At 74.7% G+C, this 19,768-nt stretch carries 21 protein-coding genes; 14 read left to right on the top strand and 7 right to left on the bottom strand.

What is annotated here, in order from left to right; all coding sequences use genetic code 11:
• Window positions 1–24: 24 nt before the first annotated feature.
• Window positions 25–339 carry an STAS domain-containing protein gene (locus ABZ783_RS01415; protein ID WP_198940148.1) on the bottom strand — a complete coding sequence of 105 codons (315 nt, stop codon included), beginning with the start codon at window positions 337–339 and terminating at the stop codon, window positions 25–27.
• A gap of 95 nt (window positions 340–434) precedes the next feature.
• On the opposite strand from ABZ783_RS01415, the gene map reads away from it, so the two are divergent.
• Both map and ABZ783_RS01405 read left to right on the top strand, forming a co-directional pair.
• Entirely contained in the window at window positions 435–1,292 is an 858-nt protein-coding gene (gene map, locus ABZ783_RS01410; protein ID WP_357433587.1) for a type I methionyl aminopeptidase, read from the top strand.
• Window positions 1,289–2,005 carry a VIT1/CCC1 transporter family protein gene (locus ABZ783_RS01405; protein WP_357433585.1) on the top strand — a complete coding sequence of 239 codons (717 nt, stop codon included), beginning with the start codon at window positions 1,289–1,291 and terminating at the stop codon, window positions 2,003–2,005. Before map ends, ABZ783_RS01405 begins: the two co-directional genes overlap by 4 nt.
• Before the next feature lie 10 nt (window positions 2,006–2,015).
• On the opposite strand, the gene ABZ783_RS01400 is transcribed toward ABZ783_RS01405, so the two are convergent.
• The 6 genes from ABZ783_RS01400 to ABZ783_RS01375 all read right to left on the bottom strand — a co-directional run bounded on the left by ABZ783_RS01400 (window position 2,016) and on the right by ABZ783_RS01375 (window position 7,992).
• The gene (locus ABZ783_RS01400; RefSeq protein ID WP_357433583.1) at window positions 2,016–2,753 is read right to left on the bottom strand and encodes a nucleotidyltransferase domain-containing protein; all 738 of its coding nucleotides are present in this window, start codon (window positions 2,751–2,753) and stop codon (window positions 2,016–2,018) included.
• Between the two features lie 128 nt (window positions 2,754–2,881).
• Entirely contained in the window at window positions 2,882–5,581 is a 2,700-nt protein-coding gene (locus ABZ783_RS01395; RefSeq protein WP_357433581.1) for an FtsX-like permease family protein, read from the bottom strand.
• The gene (locus tag ABZ783_RS01390; protein ID WP_357433579.1) at window positions 5,578–6,300 is read right to left on the bottom strand and encodes an ABC transporter ATP-binding protein; all 723 of its coding nucleotides are present in this window, start codon (window positions 6,298–6,300) and stop codon (window positions 5,578–5,580) included. The genes ABZ783_RS01395 and ABZ783_RS01390 overlap by 4 nt, the downstream gene beginning before the upstream one ends.
• 142 nt (window positions 6,301–6,442) lie before the next feature.
• A complete protein-coding gene (locus ABZ783_RS01385) occupies window positions 6,443–7,024 on the bottom strand; it encodes a PadR family transcriptional regulator (protein WP_357433577.1) in 582 nt (193 codons plus the stop codon).
• A gap of 69 nt (window positions 7,025–7,093) precedes the next feature.
• Window positions 7,094–7,543, bottom strand: coding sequence for a ferritin-like domain-containing protein (locus ABZ783_RS01380; RefSeq protein WP_357433575.1), 450 nt, complete (start codon window positions 7,541–7,543; stop codon window positions 7,094–7,096).
• The gene (locus ABZ783_RS01375) at window positions 7,540–7,992 is read right to left on the bottom strand and encodes a hypothetical protein (protein WP_357434291.1); all 453 of its coding nucleotides are present in this window, start codon (window positions 7,990–7,992) and stop codon (window positions 7,540–7,542) included. The genes ABZ783_RS01380 and ABZ783_RS01375 overlap by 4 nt, the downstream gene beginning before the upstream one ends.
• Window positions 7,993–8,256: 264 nt before the next feature.
• On the opposite strand from ABZ783_RS01375, the gene rimP reads away from it, so the two are divergent.
• From rimP to ABZ783_RS01315, 12 genes are all read left to right on the top strand, one after another.
• On the top strand, window positions 8,257–8,964 hold the full coding sequence (gene rimP / locus ABZ783_RS01370) for a ribosome maturation factor RimP (protein ID WP_357433573.1): 708 nt from the start codon (window positions 8,257–8,259) through the stop codon (window positions 8,962–8,964).
• Window positions 8,961–10,004: a transcription termination factor NusA gene (gene nusA, locus ABZ783_RS01365; protein WP_073832581.1), complete on the top strand. Its 1,044-nt coding sequence runs from the start codon at window positions 8,961–8,963 to the stop codon at window positions 10,002–10,004. The genes rimP and nusA overlap by 4 nt, the downstream gene beginning before the upstream one ends.
• A gap of 16 nt (window positions 10,005–10,020) precedes the next feature.
• Complete coding sequence (locus ABZ783_RS01360) at window positions 10,021–10,356, top strand: YlxR family protein (protein ID WP_357433571.1); 336 nt, start codon at window positions 10,021–10,023, stop codon at window positions 10,354–10,356.
• Between the two features lie 93 nt (window positions 10,357–10,449).
• Window positions 10,450–13,425, top strand: coding sequence for a translation initiation factor IF-2 (infB, locus tag ABZ783_RS01355; protein ID WP_357433569.1), 2,976 nt, complete (start codon window positions 10,450–10,452; stop codon window positions 13,423–13,425).
• Window positions 13,426–13,502: 77 nt separating this feature from the next.
• Window positions 13,503–14,558: an SAM-dependent methyltransferase gene (locus ABZ783_RS01350; protein ID WP_357433567.1), complete on the top strand. Its 1,056-nt coding sequence runs from the start codon at window positions 13,503–13,505 to the stop codon at window positions 14,556–14,558.
• 34 nt (window positions 14,559–14,592) lie between these two features.
• Window positions 14,593–14,886, top strand: a complete 294-nt coding sequence (locus ABZ783_RS01345; protein WP_357433565.1) for a DUF503 domain-containing protein — start codon at window positions 14,593–14,595, stop codon at window positions 14,884–14,886.
• Between the two features lie 193 nt (window positions 14,887–15,079).
• Window positions 15,080–15,559 carry a 30S ribosome-binding factor RbfA gene (rbfA, locus tag ABZ783_RS01340; RefSeq protein WP_357433563.1) on the top strand — a complete coding sequence of 160 codons (480 nt, stop codon included), beginning with the start codon at window positions 15,080–15,082 and terminating at the stop codon, window positions 15,557–15,559.
• Complete coding sequence (locus ABZ783_RS01335; RefSeq protein ID WP_357433559.1) at window positions 15,556–16,602, top strand: bifunctional oligoribonuclease/PAP phosphatase NrnA; 1,047 nt, start codon at window positions 15,556–15,558, stop codon at window positions 16,600–16,602. Before rbfA ends, ABZ783_RS01335 begins: the two co-directional genes overlap by 4 nt.
• Before the next feature lie 65 nt (window positions 16,603–16,667).
• Window positions 16,668–17,075, top strand: coding sequence for a hypothetical protein (locus ABZ783_RS01330; protein ID WP_073832587.1), 408 nt, complete (start codon window positions 16,668–16,670; stop codon window positions 17,073–17,075).
• Window positions 17,075–17,284 carry a DUF6186 family protein gene (locus ABZ783_RS01325; protein WP_357434290.1) on the top strand — a complete coding sequence of 70 codons (210 nt, stop codon included), beginning with the start codon at window positions 17,075–17,077 and terminating at the stop codon, window positions 17,282–17,284. The genes ABZ783_RS01330 and ABZ783_RS01325 overlap by 1 nt, the downstream gene beginning before the upstream one ends.
• 494 nt (window positions 17,285–17,778) lie before the next feature.
• Window positions 17,779–18,297: an AAA family ATPase gene (locus tag ABZ783_RS01320; protein WP_357433557.1), complete on the top strand. Its 519-nt coding sequence runs from the start codon at window positions 17,779–17,781 to the stop codon at window positions 18,295–18,297.
• Between the two features lie 132 nt (window positions 18,298–18,429).
• A complete protein-coding gene (locus ABZ783_RS01315) occupies window positions 18,430–19,761 on the top strand; it encodes an MATE family efflux transporter (protein ID WP_357433555.1) in 1,332 nt (443 codons plus the stop codon).
• Window positions 19,762–19,768: the final 7 nt, after the last annotated feature.

The following is a 19,768-nucleotide window of genomic DNA, read 5'->3' as shown; positions in this document are numbered from 1 at the left end:
CAGTCCGAGGTGGGCCGGGCGTGGCTAGGCGGGCGCCAGCCAGCCCTGGTCGCCGAGACCGGAGATCTCCAGCACCCGGCGTACCTGGCGGGACGGCAGCACGGTCAGCGTGCCGGCGAACCGCTGGGCCAGCCGGACCAGCGCCTGGATCGCGGCCGAGTCGAAGAAGGTGACGCCGCGCAGGTCGAGCGTGAGGTGGGCGGCGGGCGCCCGCAGGGCGGTCTGGTACATGGTGTCGGCGGTCGCCATGTCGACCTCGCCGGTCACCACCACCCGGAGGCGGTCACCGTCGGCCTCCGCGGTCGCGGAGAAGACGGGAGGTGCGCTCCCTTGATCCACGCAGCCACAATGGCACAGCGGGCCGGGCCCGGCAACAACCCCGGGCCGGCCGCCTGTGGCGGGGCTCACCGCGGTGCCGGCGATAGGGTGTGGTCATGACCGTCCGTGCGCCGCTGACCCCAGGCACGCTCTCCCCGTGGCGAGCGGTGCCCGCCCACATCCCGCGCCCCGAGTACGTGGGTAAGAAGCGTCCCCAGGAGTGGCGCGGTTCGCACGTGCAGACGCCGGAGACCATCGAGAAGATGCGGATCGCCGGCCGACTCGCCGCCCAGGCGACCCAGCTCGCCGGCGAGCACTGCAAGCCGGGGGTGACCACCGACGAGATCGACAAGGTGGTCCACGAGTTCCTCTGCGACCACGGCGCCTACCCGTCGACGCTGGGCTACAAGGGCTTCCCGAAGTCCTGCTGCACCAGCCTCAACGAGGTGATCTGCCACGGCATCCCGGACTCGACGGTGCTGCAGGACGGCGACATCATCAACGTCGACGTCACCGCGTTCATCGGCGGCGTGCACGGCGACACCGACGCGACGTTCTGCGTGGGCGAGGTGAGCGAGGAGGCCCGCCTGCTGGTCGAGCGGACCCACGCGGCGATGATGCGCGGCATCAAGGCGGTCGCCCCGGGCCGCCAGATCAACGTGATCGGCCGGGTCATCGAGTCGTACGCCAAGCGGTTCGGCTACGGCGTGGTCCGCGACTTCACCGGCCACGGCATCGGCGAATCCTTCCACAGCGGCCTCTACGTGCCGCACTACGACAGCCCGCGGCCCACCGACGTGATGGAGCCCGGCATGACGTTCACCATCGAGCCGATGATCACCCTCGGCACCTACCAGTACGACATGTGGGACGACGGCTGGACGGTGGTCACCAAGGACCGCAAGTGGACGGCTCAGTTCGAGCACACCATCGTCGTGACCGACGACGGCTACGAGATCCTCACCCTGCCGTGACCGACACCCCGGCGGCGCTGCGCGAGGCGCACCACGCGGACGTGTCCGGCGGCTGGCTGCGCCCGGCCGTGTTCGGCGCGATGGACGGACTGGTCACCAACATCGCCCTGATCGCCGGTGTCGGCGGGGGCGGGGTCTCCCCGCGCAGCATCGTCCTCACCGGCGCCGCCGGCCTGGTCGCCGGCGCCATCTCGATGGGGCTGGGGGAGTACACCAGCGTCCGGTCGGCCAACGAGCAGGTGGCCGCCGAGGTGGCCAAGGAACGGCGCGAGCTGGAACGGCACCCGGAGGCGGAGGCCCGCGAGCTGGCCGAAGCGTGGGTCGCCCGGGGGCTGCCCCGGGATCTGGCCATGCAGGTCGCCAACGCGGTCGGGCGCAACCCGGAGGAGGCGCTGCGGATGCACGTCCGGGAGGAGTTGGGCGTCGACCCCGACGAGCAGCCGAGTCCCTGGGCGGCGGCGATCTCGTCGTTCCTCTGCTTCTCGGTCGGCGCGCTGGTGCCGCTGCTGACCTACCTGCTCGGCTTCACCAGCCTGTGGCTGGCGCTCGGCGTCGGCGGGGTGGGGCTCTTCGTGGCCGGCGCGATCGTCGCCCGGTTCACCCACCGTCCCTGGTGGTCCAGCGGCCTGCGGCAGCTGCTGCTGGGCGCGCTGGCGGCCGGCGCCACCTATCTGGTCGGTGCCCTGATCGGCGTCCAGGGCGGCCTCGGCTGACCCGGGCGGGTCAGCTGGTGAGGAGGTCGTCAACAGTGCCGTCGACCGGGCGGCCCCGGGCGGCCAGTTCCTCGGCCTGGCGGACCAGCACCGCGCCGACCTCGGTCATGTCCGCGCCCGCCAGGCCGGTACGCCGTACCGCGTCGCCCGGGTCCCGGAAGTAGGTGCGGCTGAGCAGCCCGTGCACCGTGGCCGCGGCCAGCCGCGCCTCGCCGAGCATGAGCAACGCCTGGTCGGTCTCATACCACTCGGCGAGCCGGAGCGCCCGGGCGTGCGCCGCGCTGCCCCGGTACCAGGCCTGGCGGGCGGCGGCGCTGAATTCGGCCGGGCGGGCCCGGGCCAGCCGGGCCAGGTGCTCGTCGCGCAGCGTACGCAGCCAGCCGGTCGGATCGTGCAGCGCACGGGTGGTGACGTAGCGGTCGGCGGTGAGCGGCCAGAGCGGGCCGATCGTCCGGGCCTGCCCCAGGTAGTCGTCCGCCCCGGCGACGGTGAGGTCGACCAGCACCCCGTCCACCCGCCGGGTGGCCGGCGACGGCCCGCTGCCCGGCCGGTACGTGGCCAGCAGCAGCCCCACCTCGCCGTCCCCGCCGCCGTCCTCGTCGCCGTGCGCGAGGGGGCCGTGCACCGCGACGGCGAGGATGTCGGCCGCGAACCGTCGCAGCGCCGCGTCGCTCACCCGCTCGGCGACCCGCCACCGGGGATCGTCCAGGTATCGGTCGGTCTCCAGTTCGCCCCCGCTGGCGTCCACGGCCCACCTCCGTTCCGCGGGCGGGTTGCCCGTCGGCGGTCCCGCACACGTCGACCGTCCACCACCCTAGCCAGGCGTGCCGGAACCACCCGGGAGCCACGCCTGGGGCTGTCCACGCCGGACCCGGATCAGTCCAGCCGGCGCTCCACCGGCAGCCGGGACCGGGTGAACAGGGCCGCCCCCAGCATCGCCACCAGCGGCACCACCACCAGCACGCCGAGGGTCAGCCCCGGCACCACCAGCGGGTACGGCGCCGGTGCCGGCCACGCCTGCGCGTACCGCTGGTTCAGGGAGAGCAGGATGATGGCCGCCGAGCCGAGGCCGGCGAGGATGCCGAGCGCCGAGCCGAGCACCGCGATCACCCCGGCCTGGCAGAGCGACAGCACCCGGCGTACCCGGGGGTCGGCCCCGACCGCGGCGAGGGTGGACAGGTCCCGGCGGGCCTCGGCGGCGGCGAGGCCGGTGGCCACCCCGGCCGCGCCCAGGGTGATCACGCCGGAGCCGATCGCCAGCAGGAGCAGCAGTGACCGCTGGTCCGACCCGGGCTGATCATCCGTCAGCACCGACAGCGCGCTGAGCCGGGACAGTTCGGCGGAGAGCCGCTCCCGCTGCCCGGCGGTGGGTGGTTCGACCGTGTCGACCGCGTAGCCGAACGGCTCCGCCACCAGGCCGACCGCGGCGGCCGCCGACGGGGAGAGCACGAGCCGGTCCACCGGCAGGCCGCCGCGCAGCAGATGGCCGGGCAGGGTTGCGCTGGCCGTCGCCGTGACGTCGCCGGCGCCGTGGGTGACGGCGACCGTCACCCGGCCGTCCACCACCTGCCCGGGGTCGGTGACCACCACGCCGCCGGCGGCGAGCGTCTGGGCGGCGGCGGCGACCTCCTCCGCCGGGGCACCGGTGAGGGCGGGCAGCGCGCGGCCGTCGTCGACGAGGACGGGGAGGTAGATGCCGGTCGACTCGCGGACCGCCCGGACGCAGCGCGGGTCGGCCCGGGCGCGGTCGGCGGTGACGATGGCGTCCCCCAGTTCGTAAGGGCAGCGCCGCTCGGGGGGCAGCACCGCCGTCGCGACGCAGTAGTCCTCGGCGCTGGCGGGTCTCGCGCAGGCCGGGGTGGCGATTGGGACGACCGTGGCGGCCGGCAGCGCGGCCCGGACCGGCTCGGCGACCTCCGCGACCGGCGGCAGGGTGGCTGCTGTCGCCCCGCCTGAGCGCAGCAGCAGCACCTGACCCGGCGGGATGCCCGGCTGCCACTCCGCCCGGCTGCGGGCCTCGTCACTGGACAGGTAGGCGCCGAGGGCGACGCTGCCGGCGACCGCCGCCATCACCGCGGAGATGGCCGGCGCGGCCGAGGACCGGTTGCGGCTGGCGTCGCGCAGCGCGAGCCGGGGCACCAGCGGCAGCAACCGTCCCGCCCGGGCGAGCAGCCCGATCAGGGTCGGAGTGCCGAAGACCAGCCCCAGCTCGCCGAGGATCAGCCCGGTCAGCACCACGGACGGGCTGCTCCGGTTGGCGCCCAGCGCGGCGAGGGCGGCGCCGGCCGCGGTGAGCAGCAGCCCGAGCACCAGCCAGCGGCGCCGGTGCCGGGGCGGGTTGCGCCGCCCATTGAGGCCGGCCACCACGTCCTGCCGGGCCGCGGTCCACGCCGGGGCCAGCGCGGCCAGCAGCCCGGCGAGCACCGCCACCGTGGCGATCGCGGCCAGGGCCGCCGGGAAGACCCGGTACCCGCCGAAGCGGGCGCCCACGACGTACTGCTCGACCAGCGGCCGGCCGGCGAGCGCGGCGCCCACGCCGAGCAGCAGCCCCAGCGCCGCCCCGCCGGCGCCGAGCACCACCCCGTCGGCCAGCACGATCCGGCGCAGGTGCGCGGCGTCCCCGCCGGCCACCGCCACCAGGGCGAGGTCCCGGCGTCGCCGGCGTACGCCGACCGCGAAGGCCGGGCCGACCAGCAGCACCACCTCCAGCAGGCCGAGTCCGCTGACCAGCACCGCGTTTCCCGCCTGCTCCGGGTCGGGCAGCCCCGGGCCGGTGAACGCCTCCTCCCGGCCGGGCAGCGGGGCCCGAGCGGCCACCTGGATCCCGCGCTCGTTGAGCCGGTCGACCAACGCCGGGTCCACCGGCCCGGGCAGGTCCACCAGCCAGCTCTCGTCCGGCGGGCTGACCGGTCCGGGTGGCGTCTCCGGCCGCAGCGCGACCACCGCCCGCAGGTTGTCCGGGAACTCCACCACCCCGACCACGGTGTAGGTCGTCGTCCCGTCGGCCGTGCGCACCGGGTCGCCGAGCCGTACGTCCAGCGCGCGCAGCGCGGCCGGGCTGACCGCGAGCTCGTCCGGGGTGGCCGGTGGCCGGCCGGCGCGCAGCGTGGCCAGTGGGCGGGTGAGCGGGTCGGTGAGGTCGAGGGCCCGCGCGTCGAACGGCTTGGGGCGGCCGTCGACACGTACCTCGAAGGGGACCCAGCGGCGCAGCCGGGTGACCCGGCTGCCGGCGGGCAGCAGGGCGCGGATCTCCTCGGCCGTCACCGGGCGGGTCCGCGGCGCCAGGTCACCCTCGACCGGCCAGGAGTTCTGGCCCCAGGCGTCCTGTTTCAGCGGGTTCACCGCCGTCCAGCGCAGCTCGACGTCGGCCGCGCCGAGCCGGCGGTCCAGCTCCTCGGCGCGGCTCAGCTCCGCCATGTCGTAGCTGGCGGCGGCGAAGCTCAGCGCCAGCACGGGCAGCGCGATCATGGCGAGCACCAGCGCCGTACGCCCGCGGGCCCGGCGGGCCTCGCGCCGGGCGATGCGCAGCGCGGTCCGCCACGACCCGAGCGTGGCGGCGGTCCGGTCCCGGTTCACCGTCCGCTGCCGGTGAGCAGCTGCTCGACGCCGGCCAGCGGGGCCGTCGAGTCGACCAGCACCCCGTCCCGGAGGAACACCACCCGGTCGGCCCAGCCGGCGTGCCGCGCCTCGTGGGTGACCAGCACCCCGGCCGCACCGGCGTCCACCCGGCGGCGCAGCAGGTGCAGCACGGCCTCCCCGGCCTGCGAGTCGAGCGCCCCGGTGGGCTCGTCGGCGAGGACCAGCCGGCGCTCGCCGACCAGCGCCCGGGCGATCGCCACCCGCTGCTGCTGGCCGCCGGACATCTGGTCCGGGAACCGGTCGGCCAGCCCCGCCACGTCCACCTCGGCGAGCGCGGCCAGGGCGAGCCGGCGGGCCCGCCGGACGCCGGCGCCGTCGAGTTCCAGGGGGAGCGCCACGTTCTCCACCGCGGTGAGGCTGCCGAGCAGGTTCAGGTCCTGGAAGACGTACCCGATCCGGCGGCGGCGCAGCCGGGCCAGGTCGCGGGCGGCCAGCCCGCCGAGCGGTTCCCCCTCGACCAGCACCTCGCCGCCGGTCGACCGGTCCAGCCCACCGGCCAGCGCAAGCAGGGTCGACTTGCCGGAGCCCGAGGGGCCCATCACCGCCACCAACTCGCCGGCCCGGACGGTCAGGCTGACCCCGCGCAGCGCGTGCACGGCGGCCGGACCGGCGCCGTGCGTCCGGTGCACGTCCCGCAGCTCCAGCACCTCGCTCACGCTGCCACCTCCGTTCGCGACTGCGGGGCTCGCAGAACCGGCTCATGCGCGCATTCCGGCTCGGCCGCGTCCCACGCGAGCCGCCCCGGAATGCGCGTCCCCGCGCTCAGCGCCGACCCGCCCGGCTGGGCCGGCCCGCGGCTCACCGGCGGGCCTCCTCGCCGGTCCGGTCCACCGCCTCGGGTCGGCCGGCCGGCCGGCTCGGGGCGGGGCGATGGCGGACCAGGCTGGTCTCGCAGTGGTCGAGCCAGCGGATCTCCGCCTCGGCCTGGAAGATCATCGCGTCCAGCACCAGCCGCCAGGCCAGGTCCTCCGGCTTGTCGCTGGCGTACTTCAACCGGGTCAACTCCTGCAACGCCCGCATGGTGGCGCTGCGCTGGGTCTGCACCACGGCGCGGACGTCCACGCCGGGGGTGGTGAGGGCCAGGGCCAGCTTGATCGACAGCTCGTCCCGGGGCCGGTCGGCGGGGCTGATCGGGGTGGCGAACCAGAGCGCCAGGTCCGCCCGTCCGGCGTCGGTGATCTCGTACGGCCGCTGCCCGCTCTCGCTCTCCGGCAGCGAGCGGACCAGGCCGTCGCGTTCCAGCCGGGCCAGCGTGGTGTAGACCTGCCCGATGTTCAGCGGCCAGGTCGACCCGGTCGACTCCTCGAACGCGGCCCGCAGTTGGTAGCCGTACATCTCGCCGCGCTCCAGCAGCGCGAGCAGGCCGTGACGGATGGACATGGCGAGGAGTATGCATACCTGGTATGCGACCCGCAACCGGAGCGATCCGGGGCGTGACCGTCGTCCCGCTCAGGCCGGGCGGCCGGGGAAGGGAACCGTGATCGGGGTCACGCCGGCGGTGCGCCGCCAGCGGGTGGCCCGTACCGCGCAGTCGGTCAGCGCCGTCAGGGCCCGGTTGCGGTCGGTCCCGGTGGTGTGCGGCAGGGTCGCGCGCCAGTGTCTGGCCGTCCGATCCTCGATCTCCACCGCCAGCTTGAGCGCGCTCGCCTTGTCGGTCACCGGGTACGGCAGGGCGTACCCGGCCCGGTCGGCGGGGACCTGGCCGCCGCTCTCGCTCAACTGCAGGATGAGGGCGTCCCGGCGGCTCCGGTGGGCCGCCTCGGCGGCCCGGGCCGCGCTCCGGGCGGCGTCGGCGAGGTGCACGCCGATCACCCCGTACGCCCAGATGGCCGCGTACTCGGCGGCGAGCGCGTCGGCGAGGGCCTGGGCCGAGCCGGCCGGTGCGGTCCGTGGGATCACTTCAGCGCCTCCAGGTGGGTCGCGCGGGCAGCGGCGATCGAGCCGAGCAGCGCGGCCCGCTCGGCGGGCGCGGCGGCGCACGCCTTCGCCGCGTTCTCCCGCCCCTGCTGCTCCGCCTGGCGCAGCTCGGCCAGCAGCCCGTCGGGGTCGCCGGCCGCCTCGGTCGGGGTGGCGGCGGGCGAGCCGCTCGGGGCCGGGCGGCCGATCACCTTGCGCAGCTCCTCGGCGTGCGCCCGGTGGGTGTCCGCGATCGCGCCGAGCCGGTCGGCCAACGCCGGGGCGGCCGCGATGGCGGCCCGGTACCGGCCCTCCAGGGCGGCCGACTCCGCCGCGAGGGGCTCGAGGGAGTCCGGGGGCGGCGGCTTGTCGTCGCCGCGGTCGAAAAGATCACAACCGGTCAGCGGTACGGCGGCGCCGCCGAGCGCCACCAGCGCCCCGGCGCGCAGCAGGGTGCGCCGGGAATGTCCCGGTGCTCCGTCGCGCTGTGTTGTTCTGCCCGTCGCCACCGGACAAGTCAACACCATCTCGGCGGTGTCGTGGGCCACGACCGTCGGTGCGCCGCCCGGTCCGGTGCGCCGCCCGCGCGTTACGCTCTGCGCAGCCACCGGACGCGAATGCCCCGGTGGCGTGCCGGCATGGCGGGACGAATGCCCCGCCGGACAGCAGACATGACGGGCCGGGCGGCCCGTTGGAACAGCAGAGAGGTGCGCCAGATGACGCAGCGTGGCCGTGCCACCAGGCCGACGGGGCCCGCCGGGCGACCCCGCCGGGCCGACGGCCCCCGTGCCGGGGGTCGGGGCGGCGCGCCCCGCGGCGATCTGAGCGCCCGCCGGGCCCGGCTGCGCGAGGTGATCGAGCCGGTGGTCACCGCCGCCGGGTACGACCTGGAGGACCTCTCCGTCTCCCGCGCCGGCCGGCGGCACGTCGTCCGCGTGATCGTGGATGCCGACAGCGGGATCAACCTGGACGCCGTCGCGGACGTCTCCCGGGCGGTCTCCGCCGCACTGGACGCCGCGGAGGAGGCCGGCGGCGACCTCGTGGCCGGCGAGTATCAGCTCGAGGTCAGCTCGCCCGGGGTGGACCGGCCGCTGACCCTGCCCCGACACTGGCGGCGCAACGTCGGCCGGCTGGTCAAGGTGACCGTGCGCGGCGCGGCGGGGGTGCCCGAGCAGCGGACCGCCGGAGACCGGCAGGTCACCGGCCGGGTGGTCGAGGCCGACGACGAGCGCGTGGTGCTGGAGACCGACGCCGGGCGGGTGGCGTACCGATACGCCGAGCTCGGGCCCGGCCGGGTCCAGGTGGAGTTCAGCCGCCTCGACGAGATCGACGAGGCGGACGAGGTCGACGCGGCCGGCGAGGCTGACGAAGACGATGAAACCGACATCGACGACGAAGATGATGTGGAGGACGAGGAGAGGTGAACATCGACCTCGCGGCGCTGCGCGCACTGGAGCGCGAGCGGGAGATCCCGTTCGACACGATCCTCGCGGCGATCGAGACCGCGTTGCTGACCGCCTACCGGCACACCGACGGCGCCGAGCCGCATGCCCGGGTGGAGATCGACCGCAAGACCGGGGCCGCCTCGGTGTACGCCCAGGAGGTGGACGCCGACGGCAGCGTGGTGCGGGAGTGGGACGACACCCCGCACGACTTCGGCCGGATCGCGGCCATGACGGCGAAGCAGGTGATCCTCCAGCGGCTGCGGGAGGCCACCGACGAGGTGCACCTCGGCGAGTACGTCGGCCGCGAGGGTGACCTGGTCACCGGCGTGGTGCAGGCGCACGAGGCGCGCGCCGAGAAGGGCATCGTCACCGTCGACCTGGGCAAGCTGGAGGGCGTCCTGCCGCAGTCCGAGCAGGTCCCCGGCGAGCGGTACGCGCACGGCGAGCGGATCCGCTGCGTCGTGGTGCACGTGGCCAAGGGAATGCGTGGCCCGCAGATCACGTTGTCCCGTTCGCACCCCGCGCTGGTGAAGAAGCTCTTCGCCCTCGAGGTGCCGGAGATCGCCGACGGGACCGTGGAGATCAGCGCGATCGCCCGTGAGGCAGGTCACCGTACGAAGATCGCGGTGCGCTCGACCGCGCCCGGCGTCAACGCCAAGGGTGCCTGCATCGGCCCGATGGGCCAGCGGGTCCGGGCGGTGATGAGCGAGCTGCACGGTGAGAAGATCGACATCATCGACTGGTCGGAGGACCCGGCCACCTTCGTCGGGAACGCGCTCTCTCCGGCCAAGGCGCTGCGGGTGGAGGTTGTCGACCCGCTCACCCGGACCGCGCGGGTCACCGTGCCGGACTTCCAGCTCTCCCTGGCGATCGGCCGGGAAGGGCAGAATGCCCGGCTTGCGGCCCGGTTGACCGGTTGGCGGATCGACATCCGTTCCGACGCGGAGCAGACCGCCGCCCCCGGCCGGAGCGGAGCTGATCACGTACCCGAGCCGGGCGGAGCGATCTCGAGCAGCTAGGGGTAGACTTCCTCCAGTGGCACGACGCGCGCTGCCGGAGCGCACCTGTGTGGGCTGCCGGAAGCGAGCGCCGGCCAGCGAGTTGCTGCGGATCGTCGCGGTCGGTGACGAGGCTGGTCATTGCAGCCTCCGGCCCGATCCGGCCCGCAGACTGCCGGGTCGGGGAGCAAACATGCACCCGGATCCGGCCTGCTTCGCGCAAGCGGTGCGGCGCCGCGCCTTCGGGCGGGCACTGCGCATCACCGGGGTCATCGATCACGGTGCGCTGGCGGAGCACGTTGACGCGCCATCCCCGACGACCGGTCAACCCGACCGGTCGCGGGTCGCTAGCAAGGTAGGACGACCGACATGAGCACACGATGAAGTCGCAGAAATGACCAGGCTTCAAGTGCACGAGTGAGGTCGCTGCGGGTGCTGCCCGCACGACCTCGGAGTGAGGAGTGCAGTGGCAGGAAAGGCCCGCGTACACGAGCTCGCCAAGGAGCTCGGGGTCGAAAGCAAGACCGTTCTCGCCAAGCTCAAGGAGATGGGCGAGTTCGTGAAGTCCGCGTCCAGCACCGTCGAGGCGCCCGTCGCCCGACGGCTGCGTAGCGCGTTCGTGGCGTCCGCCGGTTCGTCGGCGCCGGCCGCCCCGGCGGCCGCGCCCACCCCGGCGCCCACCCCGACCCCGTCCCCGACCCCGGGTGCTCCCCGGGTGTCGGCCAAGCCCATGCCGCCGCGGCGGCCGACCCCGACCCCTGGGCCGAAGCCCAAGGGTCCGGTTCCGGGTCCGCCGCAGCCGGTGGCCAAGCCGGCGAGCGCGCACGACATCGAGGTGGCCGCCGCCGAGGCGCGAGCCGCCGCGCTGAAGGCTGAGCAGGAGGCCGCGGTCAAGGCCGCCCAGGCCGCCCGCCAGCAGCAGCGTGAGAACGTTCGCCGGGAGCCCCCGACCGAGGGTGGTCCCCGTCCCGGCCCGCGTCCGGGTCCGGGTGCCGTGCCGCCCCGTCCGGGTTCCCCGGCCGCCGGTCGTCCCGGTGCGCCGGCCCCGGGTCCGGGCGCGCGGCCCGGCGGTCGTCCGCCGGCGCGCGGCGCCGGTAACAACCCGTTCGGCATCCAGGGCGGTCAGCAGCAGCGGCCCCCGGCCGCCGGTGCGGGCGGTCCCCGGCCGAGTCCGGCCTCGATGCCGCCGCGGCCCAGCCCGGCCTCGATGCCCCCGCGGCCCAGCCCGGCCTCCATGCCGAGCCAGCGCCCGGGTCGCCCCGGCGGCCCCGGCGCGGGTCGTCCCGGTGGCGGCGGCGCGGGTCGTCCCGGTGGTGGTGGCGGCGGCTTCCGCGGCGGTCCCGGTGGTGGCGGCGGTGGCGGTGGCTACCGCGGCGGTCCCGGCGGCGGTGGCGGTGGCGGTGGCTACCGCGGCGGTCCCGGCGGCGGTGGCGGTGCCGGTGGCGGCTTCCGTCCGGGCGCCCCGGCCGGTGGCGCCGGTCGTCCGGGTGGTGGCGGTCGTGGCCGTGGCGGCGGCGCCGCGGGTGCCTTCGGGCGTCCGGGTGGCCGGCCGACCCGTGGCCGCAAGTCGAAGAAGCAGCGCAGACAGGAGTTCGACAACCTGTCGGCCCCGACCATGTCCTCGGGTGCCCCCCGGGGTCAGGGTCAGGTCGTCCGGTTGTCCCGTGGCGCCTCGCTGTCGGACTTCGCCGACAAGATCAACGCCAACCCGGGTTCGCTGGTCCAGGAGATGTTCAACCTGGGCGAGATGGTGACCGCGACCCAGTCGTGCTCCGACGACACCCTGCTGCTGCTGGGTGAGCACCTCGGCTTCGACGTGCAGATCGTCAGCCCGGAGGACGAGGACCGCGAGCTGCTCGCGCAGTTCAACATCGACCTCGACGCGGTGGTGTCGGAGGACCGTCTGGTCAGCCGTGCGCCGGTGGTGACCGTCATGGGTCACGTCGACCACGGTAAGACCAAGCTGCTCGACGCGATCCGCAAGGCGAACGTGGTGGCCGGCGAGGCGGGTGGCATCACCCAGCACATCGGCGCGTACCAGGTCCACGTCCCGCACGAGGGCGAGGAACGCGCGGTGACCTTCATCGACACCCCGGGTCACGAGGCGTTCACCGCCATGCGTGCCCGTGGTGCCCAGGTGACGGACATCGTGATCCTGGTGGTCGCGGCTGACGACGGCGTGATGCCGCAGACCATCGAGGCGCTCAACCACGCCAAGGCGGCGGACGTGCCGATCGTGGTCGCGGTCAACAAGGTCGACAAGCCGGAGGCGAACCCCGACAAGGTCCGCCAGCAGCTGACCGAGTACGGCCTGGTCGCCGAGGAGTACGGCGGCGACACGATGTTCGTCAACGTGGCGGCCAAGCCCGGTATCGGCATCGAGGAGCTCCTCGAGGCCGTGCTGCTGACCGCCGACGCGTCGCTGGAGCTGACCGCTCCGATCGACGGGCCGGCGCAGGGTGTCGCCATCGAGGCGCACCTGGACAAGGGCCGTGGTGCGGTGGCGACCGTGCTGGTGCAGAAGGGCACCCTCCGGGCCGGCGACTCGATCGTCGCCGGTGGGGCGCACGGCCGGGTCCGGGCCATGCTGGACGAGAACGGCAAGCCGGTCGACGAGGCCGGCCCGGCGCGTCCGGTCATGGTGCTGGGTCTGACCACGGTGCCAGGTGCGGGTGACACCTTCCTGGCCGCCGAGGACGACCGGACCGTGCGGCAGATCGCCGAGCAGCGGCAGGCGCGACGGCGGGCGGCGGCATTCGCCAACTCCCGTGGCCGGGCCACCCTCGAGACGCTCATGGAGCAGCTCAAGGAGGGCGAGAAGACCTCGCTCAACCTGGTGCTCAAGGGCGACGGCTCCGGCTCCGTGGAGGCCCTCGAGGACGCGCTGTTCAACCTCGACATCCCGGAGGAGGTCCAGCTGCGGATCATCCACCGGGGCGTGGGTGCGATCACCGAGAGCGACGTCATGCTCGCGAGCGCCTCGTCCGAGGCGGTCACGATCATCGGCTTCAACGTGCGGGCCGCCAACAAGGTCCGCGAGATCGCCGACCGCGAGGGCGTGGAGATCCGGTACTACACGGTCATCTACCAGGCCATCGAGGAGATCGACGCCGCGCTCAAGGGGCTGCTCAAGCCGGAGTACGAGGAGGTCGAGCTGGGCACCGCGGAGATCCGCGACGTCTTCCGCTCGTCCAAGATCGGCAACATCTCCGGTTGCATCGTCCGGTCCGGCCTCATCCGCCGCAACGCCAAGGCGCGGCTGCTGCGGGACGGGGCGGTCGTGGCGGACAACCTCACGATCAGTTCCCTCAAGCGGTTCAAGGACGACGCGACGGAGGTCCGCGAGGGCTTCGAGTGTGGTCTGACGCTGGGCGGTTTCAACAACGTCCAGGTCGGCGACATCATCGAGACCTTCGAGATGCGGGAGAAGCCGCGCGCCTGAGCGGCGTGAACGAACGACGGCCGGGGCCCGGTGGGCCCCGGCCGTCGCCGTCTGCGCCGGCTGCGACAATCTCCGGCGTGTTCCGGTACGCGCTGCTCCTCGCCCCCTCCGCCAACCGCGTCTACGCCGACGCGGCCGGCCGGCTGGCCCGCGCCGAACTGGAGGTGTTCGCCGGCGCGGGGGTCCTCGACACGGCGCCGGTCGACGCCGCGGTGGAGCGGATCGGCGGGGTGGAGTACCTGACCTTCGGCGCGCCCGTGCCCGGGCTGGGCGGGCGGGACCTGGCGTACCTGGCCAACCTGTCGGCGGCGTACGCGCTGTTCGAGCGGGTGGGTGACGACCTGCTCCGCCCGGTGCCGCTGCACCCGCTGGCCCGGTACGACTCGGACCTGATCACCATCCCCAAGTACGCCGGCAAGACCAACGAGCAGTTCACCCGGCTGCTGCTCAACGTCACCCTGCTCGCCTCCGCCTCGGCCGGCGGCATGCTGGACCGGCAGCTGGTGGTGCTCGACCCGCTGTGCGGCCGCGGCACCACCCTCAACCAGGCGCTGATGTACGGCTACGACGGGATCGGCGTCGAGCACGACGGCAAGGACGTGGACGCGTACGGGGCGTTCCTGCGTACCTGGCTGCGCCGTAAGCGGCTCAAGCACACCGCCGAGACGGTGCCGGTACGCCGGGACCGCAAGCTGATCGCCCGGCGCTTTGAGGCGGTGCTCGCGCCGTCCCGCGACGACCACCGGGCCGGGGCGACCCAGCGGGTCACCGTGCTGCACGCCGACACCACCCGCGCCCGGGAGGTGCTGCGCCCGCGCTGCGCCGACGTGATCGTGACCGACGCGCCGTACGGGGTGACCCACGGCAGTCGCACCGAGCAGGGGCTGTCCCGCAGCCCGCTGGACCTGCTCACCGCGGCCGTACCGGTCTGGCGGGAGCTGCTGCGTCCCGGTGGGGCGCTCGGGCTCTCCTGGAACACCCAGGTGGCACCGCGGGCGGCGGCCGAGGCGGTGCTGGCCGGGGCCGGCCTGCGGGTGGTCGACGGGCCCGGCTGGCGGGACCTGGCGCACCGGGTCGACCAGGCGATCGACCGGGATGTGCTGGTGGCGGTCGTGCCGGCGGAAAACGGGTGACCGGGCCGGCGGCGCTGCCGTACCGTTGCTCGCCGTGTATACGGGAACCGCGCACTTCGACCTGTTGCTGCCGGGGGACTCCCGGTCCCTGAAGACCAAGCGGTCGTACGTCCGGCCGATCGTCGCCGCGCTCCGCCGGTTCGAGGTCTCGGTCGCCGAGGTCGGGTCGCTCGACCTGCACGGCCGGGCCGAGATCGGGGTGGCCGTGGTGGCCGCCGAGGCGTCGCATGTCCGCGAGGTGCTCGACTCGTGCGAGCGCCTGGTGGCGGCCCGTCCGGAGGCCGAGCTGCTGTCGGTCCGCCGGCGCCTCTACGGGGCGGAGGACTGACCGCCACGGACGGCGGGCGGCTACCCGGATCAGTGCCCTGCCGCAGGCGTTGCCCGGGGCCCTTCCTTGCACCGGCGGCCCCGCGCGAGGTCCGCGATCGCGCGGGTAGTGTTCGAGTTGTTGGGCGGTCGGACCCGGCGGCGCCCGCGCCGTCGTCTCCGGCCGGGAGCGGGAAGCCCTGGAGGTGGGGGACATGACGGATCCGGCCAAGGTACGCCGGCACGCGGAGCGCATCCGTGAACTGGTCGCGTCGGTGGTGCGGAGCCAGATCAAGGACCCCCGGCTCGGAATGATCACCATCACCGACGCCCGGATCACCGCCGACCTGCGCGACGCCACCGTCTTCTACACGGTGCTCGGCGACGCGGCGGCGCAGGCCAGCACCGCCGCCGCGCTGGAGAGCGCCAAGGGCATGCTGCGCAGCACGGTCGGCAAGGCCCTCGGGCTGCGCCACTCGCCGACCCTGACCTTCGTCCTCGACGACGTGCAGGACCAGGTCAAGCACATCGACGACCTGCTCGCGGCGGCCCGCACCGCCGACGCCGAGGTGCAGCGCCTGGCGGCCGGCGCCCAGTACGCGGGCGAGGCGCAGCCGTACCGGCTGGAGGAGGACTCGGACGTCGAGGACGAGGAGACCGAGAACGACGAGCCGCGCGGCGGCGACCGCCCGTGACCTCTCCCGCCGAGGGCGGTACGCCGGCCGGTGCCGGCCCGACCGACACCGACTGGGCGGCCGCCCTCGCGGCGGTACGCGGGCTTCCCGCCGACGCGCGGGTGCTGCTGATCTGTCACGTCAACCCGGACGGCGACGCGCTGGGCAGCATGCTCGGCTTCGGGCTGGGCCTGCGCCGGTGGGGCGTACGGCACCTCCAGGCGACCTTCCCCGGTCCGCCGGAGGTGCCGGAGCCGTTCCGCTGGCTGCCGGGGCTCGACCTGCTGGTGCCGCAGGACGACGCGTACCCGGACCCGGACCTGGTGATCTGCTTCGACGTGGCGAGCGAGTCCCGGCTGGGTGACCTGGTCGACCGGCTGGACAAGGCGGGGGCGGCGCTGGTGCTGGACCACCACGCGTCGAACACGCGGTTCGGCGGCATCCACCTGGTGGACCCGCACGCGGCGGCCACCTCGGTGGTCGCCGAGGGGCTGCTGGACCGGCTCGGGGTGCCGCTGGACGCCGAGATCGCCACCTGCCTCTACGTGGCGCTGAGCACGGACACCGGCTCGTTCCGTTTCGAGGCCACCACGCCGGACGTGCACCGGATGGCGGCCCGGCTGCTGGCCACCGGCATCCGTCCCGGGGACATTTCCCGGCGGATCTTCGACACCCGCCCGTTCGGCGCCGTCCGGCTCTTCGGCGAGGTGCTGGGCCGGGCCCGGCTGGAACCGGCGGCCGCCGCCGGGCGCGGGCTGGTCTGGACCTACGCCACCCAGGACGACCTGGCCCGGTACGGCCAGCCGGCGTACGTGCTGGAGGCGCTGATCGATTCGGTCCGGTGCACCGCGGAGGCGGACGTGAGCTGCGTGGTCAAGCAGGTGGCCGCCGCCGAGTGGGCCGTCTCGCTGCGCAGCAAGGGCGCGGTGGACGTGAGCCGGGTGGCGGTGGTGCTGGGCGGCGGCGGGCACCGGTTCGCCGCCGGTTTCACCGGGCGGGGCACGGTCGACGAGGTGGTGGACCGGATCCGTGCCGAGCTGGACGGGGCGCTGCTGACAGCCTGATATCAGGGGCGACTCCGGGGCGTGGTGGTCTTCCGGCGTTCCGTGACGGTGGGGACAATCGGGTGATGGATCACCCTCGAGAGCTCACCGCCGAGGCGCCCCGAGCCTGGGACCGTCCCGTCGTCTCCGTGCCGGTGCTGATCTGCCTCTCCCTGGTCGGCGGGCAGTTGCCGTCCTTCTCCGCCCAGGCCAACCTCTACACCCTGGGCACCGGCGGCGCGCTGATCTGGATCGGCCTGAGCAACCGGGTGCCCCGCCGACCCGCGCCACACCGGCTGCCACCGGCGGCGGCCTGGTGGTTGGTGCCGGTCACCGTCTTCGGGGTGTTCGAGGGAACCACCTTCGTGCTGTCGATGGGGGACGACTTTCCCACTTTCTCCCTGCTGGCCGACCCGTTCCTGGAGGACCACCTGGTCCGCTCGGCGGCCTGGTTCGCCTGGCTCGCCGCGTTCTGGGGGCTGGTACGCCGATGATGCGCGCCCTGGCGATCGGCGGTTTCCTGACCGCGCTGGTGCTGTTCGCGGCCGTCGAGTGGGCCGCCCGGCGGGAGGGCTCCAAGATCCCGTCGCTGGCCGACGTCTGCGCGTTCGTGATGCGCTACGAGGTCGGGCCGGTGCCGGTGGGGCGGATCGGGTTCCTCGGCTTCTGGTGGTGGCTCGGCTGGCACTTCCTGGCCCGCTGATCGGCCCGGTCCACCCCATCGTGTCCGTATCCCGGGAACAGTGGGCAGCAGCTGGAAAGTGAACGTTAATTTAGGGAAGGGCCGGCGCTTCGGCGCTGGTCGCGGGCGGTGGGGCCACATCCGGTGCCGCCTCCCTCCAGGGTCAGACCGACCCGGGCTCACGCTGCCAGGCGAGCCGCTCCGGTGATCCCGGACCGCTGGCCCGGCGTTCAGCAGGACCGACGGCTCCAGGTCCCGGCGCGGCGTCAGACGCGTCCACCGGCCGTCGGTGGTCCGCACCCTGGAAGGGAACTCCCATGGCCACCAAGCGCAAGCCGAAGACCGAGACCGCCAACGACGAGGCGCGCGAGCAGCTGCGCCGCGCGCTGCAGACGTCGATGGACACCCGTCAGTGACGGCGGGCCGTCCGGCGGTGGCGCGGTAGCCGCCGCGCCACCGCCGTCGTTCCGGTCGCCCGGTTCCGCGTACGCCCGGGCGGGGGCTACCGTCGCCCGGTGCGCCGCATCCTGATCGTCGGCAGTTCGGGCGCGGGCAAGAGCACGCTCGCCCGTGCGGTCGCCCGCCGGCTCGGCCTCCCGCTGATCCACCTCGACCGCCACTACTGGCGGCCCGGCTGGGTCGCTGCCACCGACGCCGACTTCCGGGCGGAGGTCGCCGCGCTGGCCGCCCGCCCCGCCTGGGTGATGGACGGCAACTATCGCAGCACGTTCGATCTTCGCCTGCCGCCTGCCGACCTGCTGGTGCTCTGCGACCCGCCCTGGCTGCTCTGCCTCGTCCGGGTGCTGCGTCGCCGCTGGGCCTACCGGGCCAAGCCCCGGCCCGACCTGCCGGACGGCTGTCCCGAGCAGGTCGACCTCCAGTTCCTCCGGTACGTGTGGCAGTACCCCCGCCGATCCCGACCCCTGGTCTACGCGGCCGTCGCCGCCCATGCCCCCGAGGTGCCGGTGATCCGCCTCCGCACCCGCGCCGACACCCGCCGCTGGCTCGCCACCCTCCCCACCCCGTTGCGGTGATCATGAGGTTGGCGGCGGTTGCGGAGATCGACAGCGCCGCCAACGTCATGATCAACGTGCGGCCGGGCGGCGGGTTGGTAAGTGATGGGGTTGGTTGCGTTCCTTACTGGGGGCGTGCCAGGATCGGCGGCGATGAGTCAGACCGCCGCCCCCGCCACCGGGTCGCCCGCCGCCTCGCCCCGCCGGATCGCCGCGCTCGCCCTGCCGGCACTCGTGGTGCTGGCCGCCGAGCCGCTCTACGTCCTGGTCGACACCGCGGTGGTCGGGCACCTGGGCCGCGTCCCGCTCGCCGCGCTCGCCGTCGGCGGCACGGTGCTGACGCTGACCGCCTGGCTCGGCACCGTTGTCGCGTACGGGACCACCGGGCGGTCGGCCCGGCGGTTCGGCGCGGGGGACCGGGCGGCGGCGGTGGCCGAGGGCGTGCAGGCGTCCTGGCTCGCCCTGAGCGTCGGCGTGCTGGTGGCACTCGCCATGCAGGTCGGCGGCGGGTGGCTGGCGCGTACCCTGGTCGGCGGCCCGGGCGAGGTGGCCGACGCCGCCGCCGGCTGGCTGCGGGTCGCCGCGCTCGGCGCGCCCGGCCTGCTGGTGGCCGCAGCAGGCAACGGCTGGCTGCGCGGCATCCAGGACACCCGGCGCCCGCTGCTCTTCGTGCTCGCCCCCAACCTGCTCTCCGCGCTGCTCTGCCCGCTGCTCGTCTATCCGGTCGGGCTCGGGCTGGTCGGCTCGGCGGTGGCGAACGCCATCGCGCAGACCCTCTCCGGCGGCCTGTTCGCGGCCGCGCTGGTCCGCGAGCGGATCTCCCTGCGCCCCCGACCCCGGTTGATCCGCCAGCAGCTCGTGCTCAGCCGGGACCTGCTGATCCGGGGCGTCGCGTTCCAGGCGAGCTTCCTGTCCGCCACCGCCGTCGCGGCCCGGTTCGGCGCCGCCGCGGTCGGCGCCCACCAGATCGCCGTACAGCTGTGGTTCTTCACCGCCCTGGTGCTCGACGCCCTGGCGATCGCCGCGCAGGCGTTGATCGGCGCGGCGCTCGGCGCCGGCGACGCGGCCGGCGCTCGCGCCCTCGCCCGCCGGATCGCCCTGCTCGGCGGTGCCTGCGGCGTGGCGTTCGCGGTGCTGATCGCCGCCGGCGCCGGCCTGGTGCCGTCGTGGTTCAGCTCCGACCCGCAGGTACGCGAGCAGGCGATGCTCGCCTGGCCGTGGTTCGTCGCGCTGCAGCCGATCGGCGGGGTCGTCTTCGCCCTCGACGGCGTGCTGATCGGCGCGGGCGACGTCCGCTACCTGCGCAACCTCACCATCGTGGCGGCGCTGGGCGGCTTCCTGCCGGCGATCTGGCTGGCCTACGGGCTCGACCTCGGGCTGGGCGGGATCTGGGCCGGGCTGATGCTGTTCGTGGTGCTCCGGCTGGTCGCGCTGCTGCTACGGCTGCGCTCCGGCGGTTGGGCGGTGGTCGGCGCGGTCCGGTGAGACGAGG

This window comes from Micromonospora sp. NPDC047738 (assembly GCF_040642675.1).
Classification (GTDB): domain Bacteria; phylum Actinomycetota; class Actinomycetes; order Mycobacteriales; family Micromonosporaceae; genus Micromonospora.
This window is presented reverse-complemented; position numbering and strand designations above follow the sequence as displayed.

Coding starts and splice junctions, on each gene's coding strand:
- map (WP_357433587.1), top strand. CDS start 435: ATGACCGTCCGTGCGCCGCTGACCCCAGGCACGCTCTCCCCGTGGCGA.
- ABZ783_RS01385 (WP_357433577.1), bottom strand. CDS start 7,024: ATGTCCATCCGTCACGGCCTGCTCGCGCTGCTGGAGCGCGGCGAGATG.
- rimP (WP_357433573.1), top strand. CDS start 8,257: ATGACGCAGCGTGGCCGTGCCACCAGGCCGACGGGGCCCGCCGGGCGA.
- rbfA (WP_357433563.1), top strand. CDS start 15,080: ATGACGGATCCGGCCAAGGTACGCCGGCACGCGGAGCGCATCCGTGAA.
- ABZ783_RS01330 (WP_073832587.1), top strand. CDS start 16,668: ATGGATCACCCTCGAGAGCTCACCGCCGAGGCGCCCCGAGCCTGGGAC.
- ABZ783_RS01325 (WP_357434290.1), top strand. CDS start 17,075: ATGCGCGCCCTGGCGATCGGCGGTTTCCTGACCGCGCTGGTGCTGTTC.
- ABZ783_RS01315 (WP_357433555.1), top strand. CDS start 18,430: ATGAGTCAGACCGCCGCCCCCGCCACCGGGTCGCCCGCCGCCTCGCCC.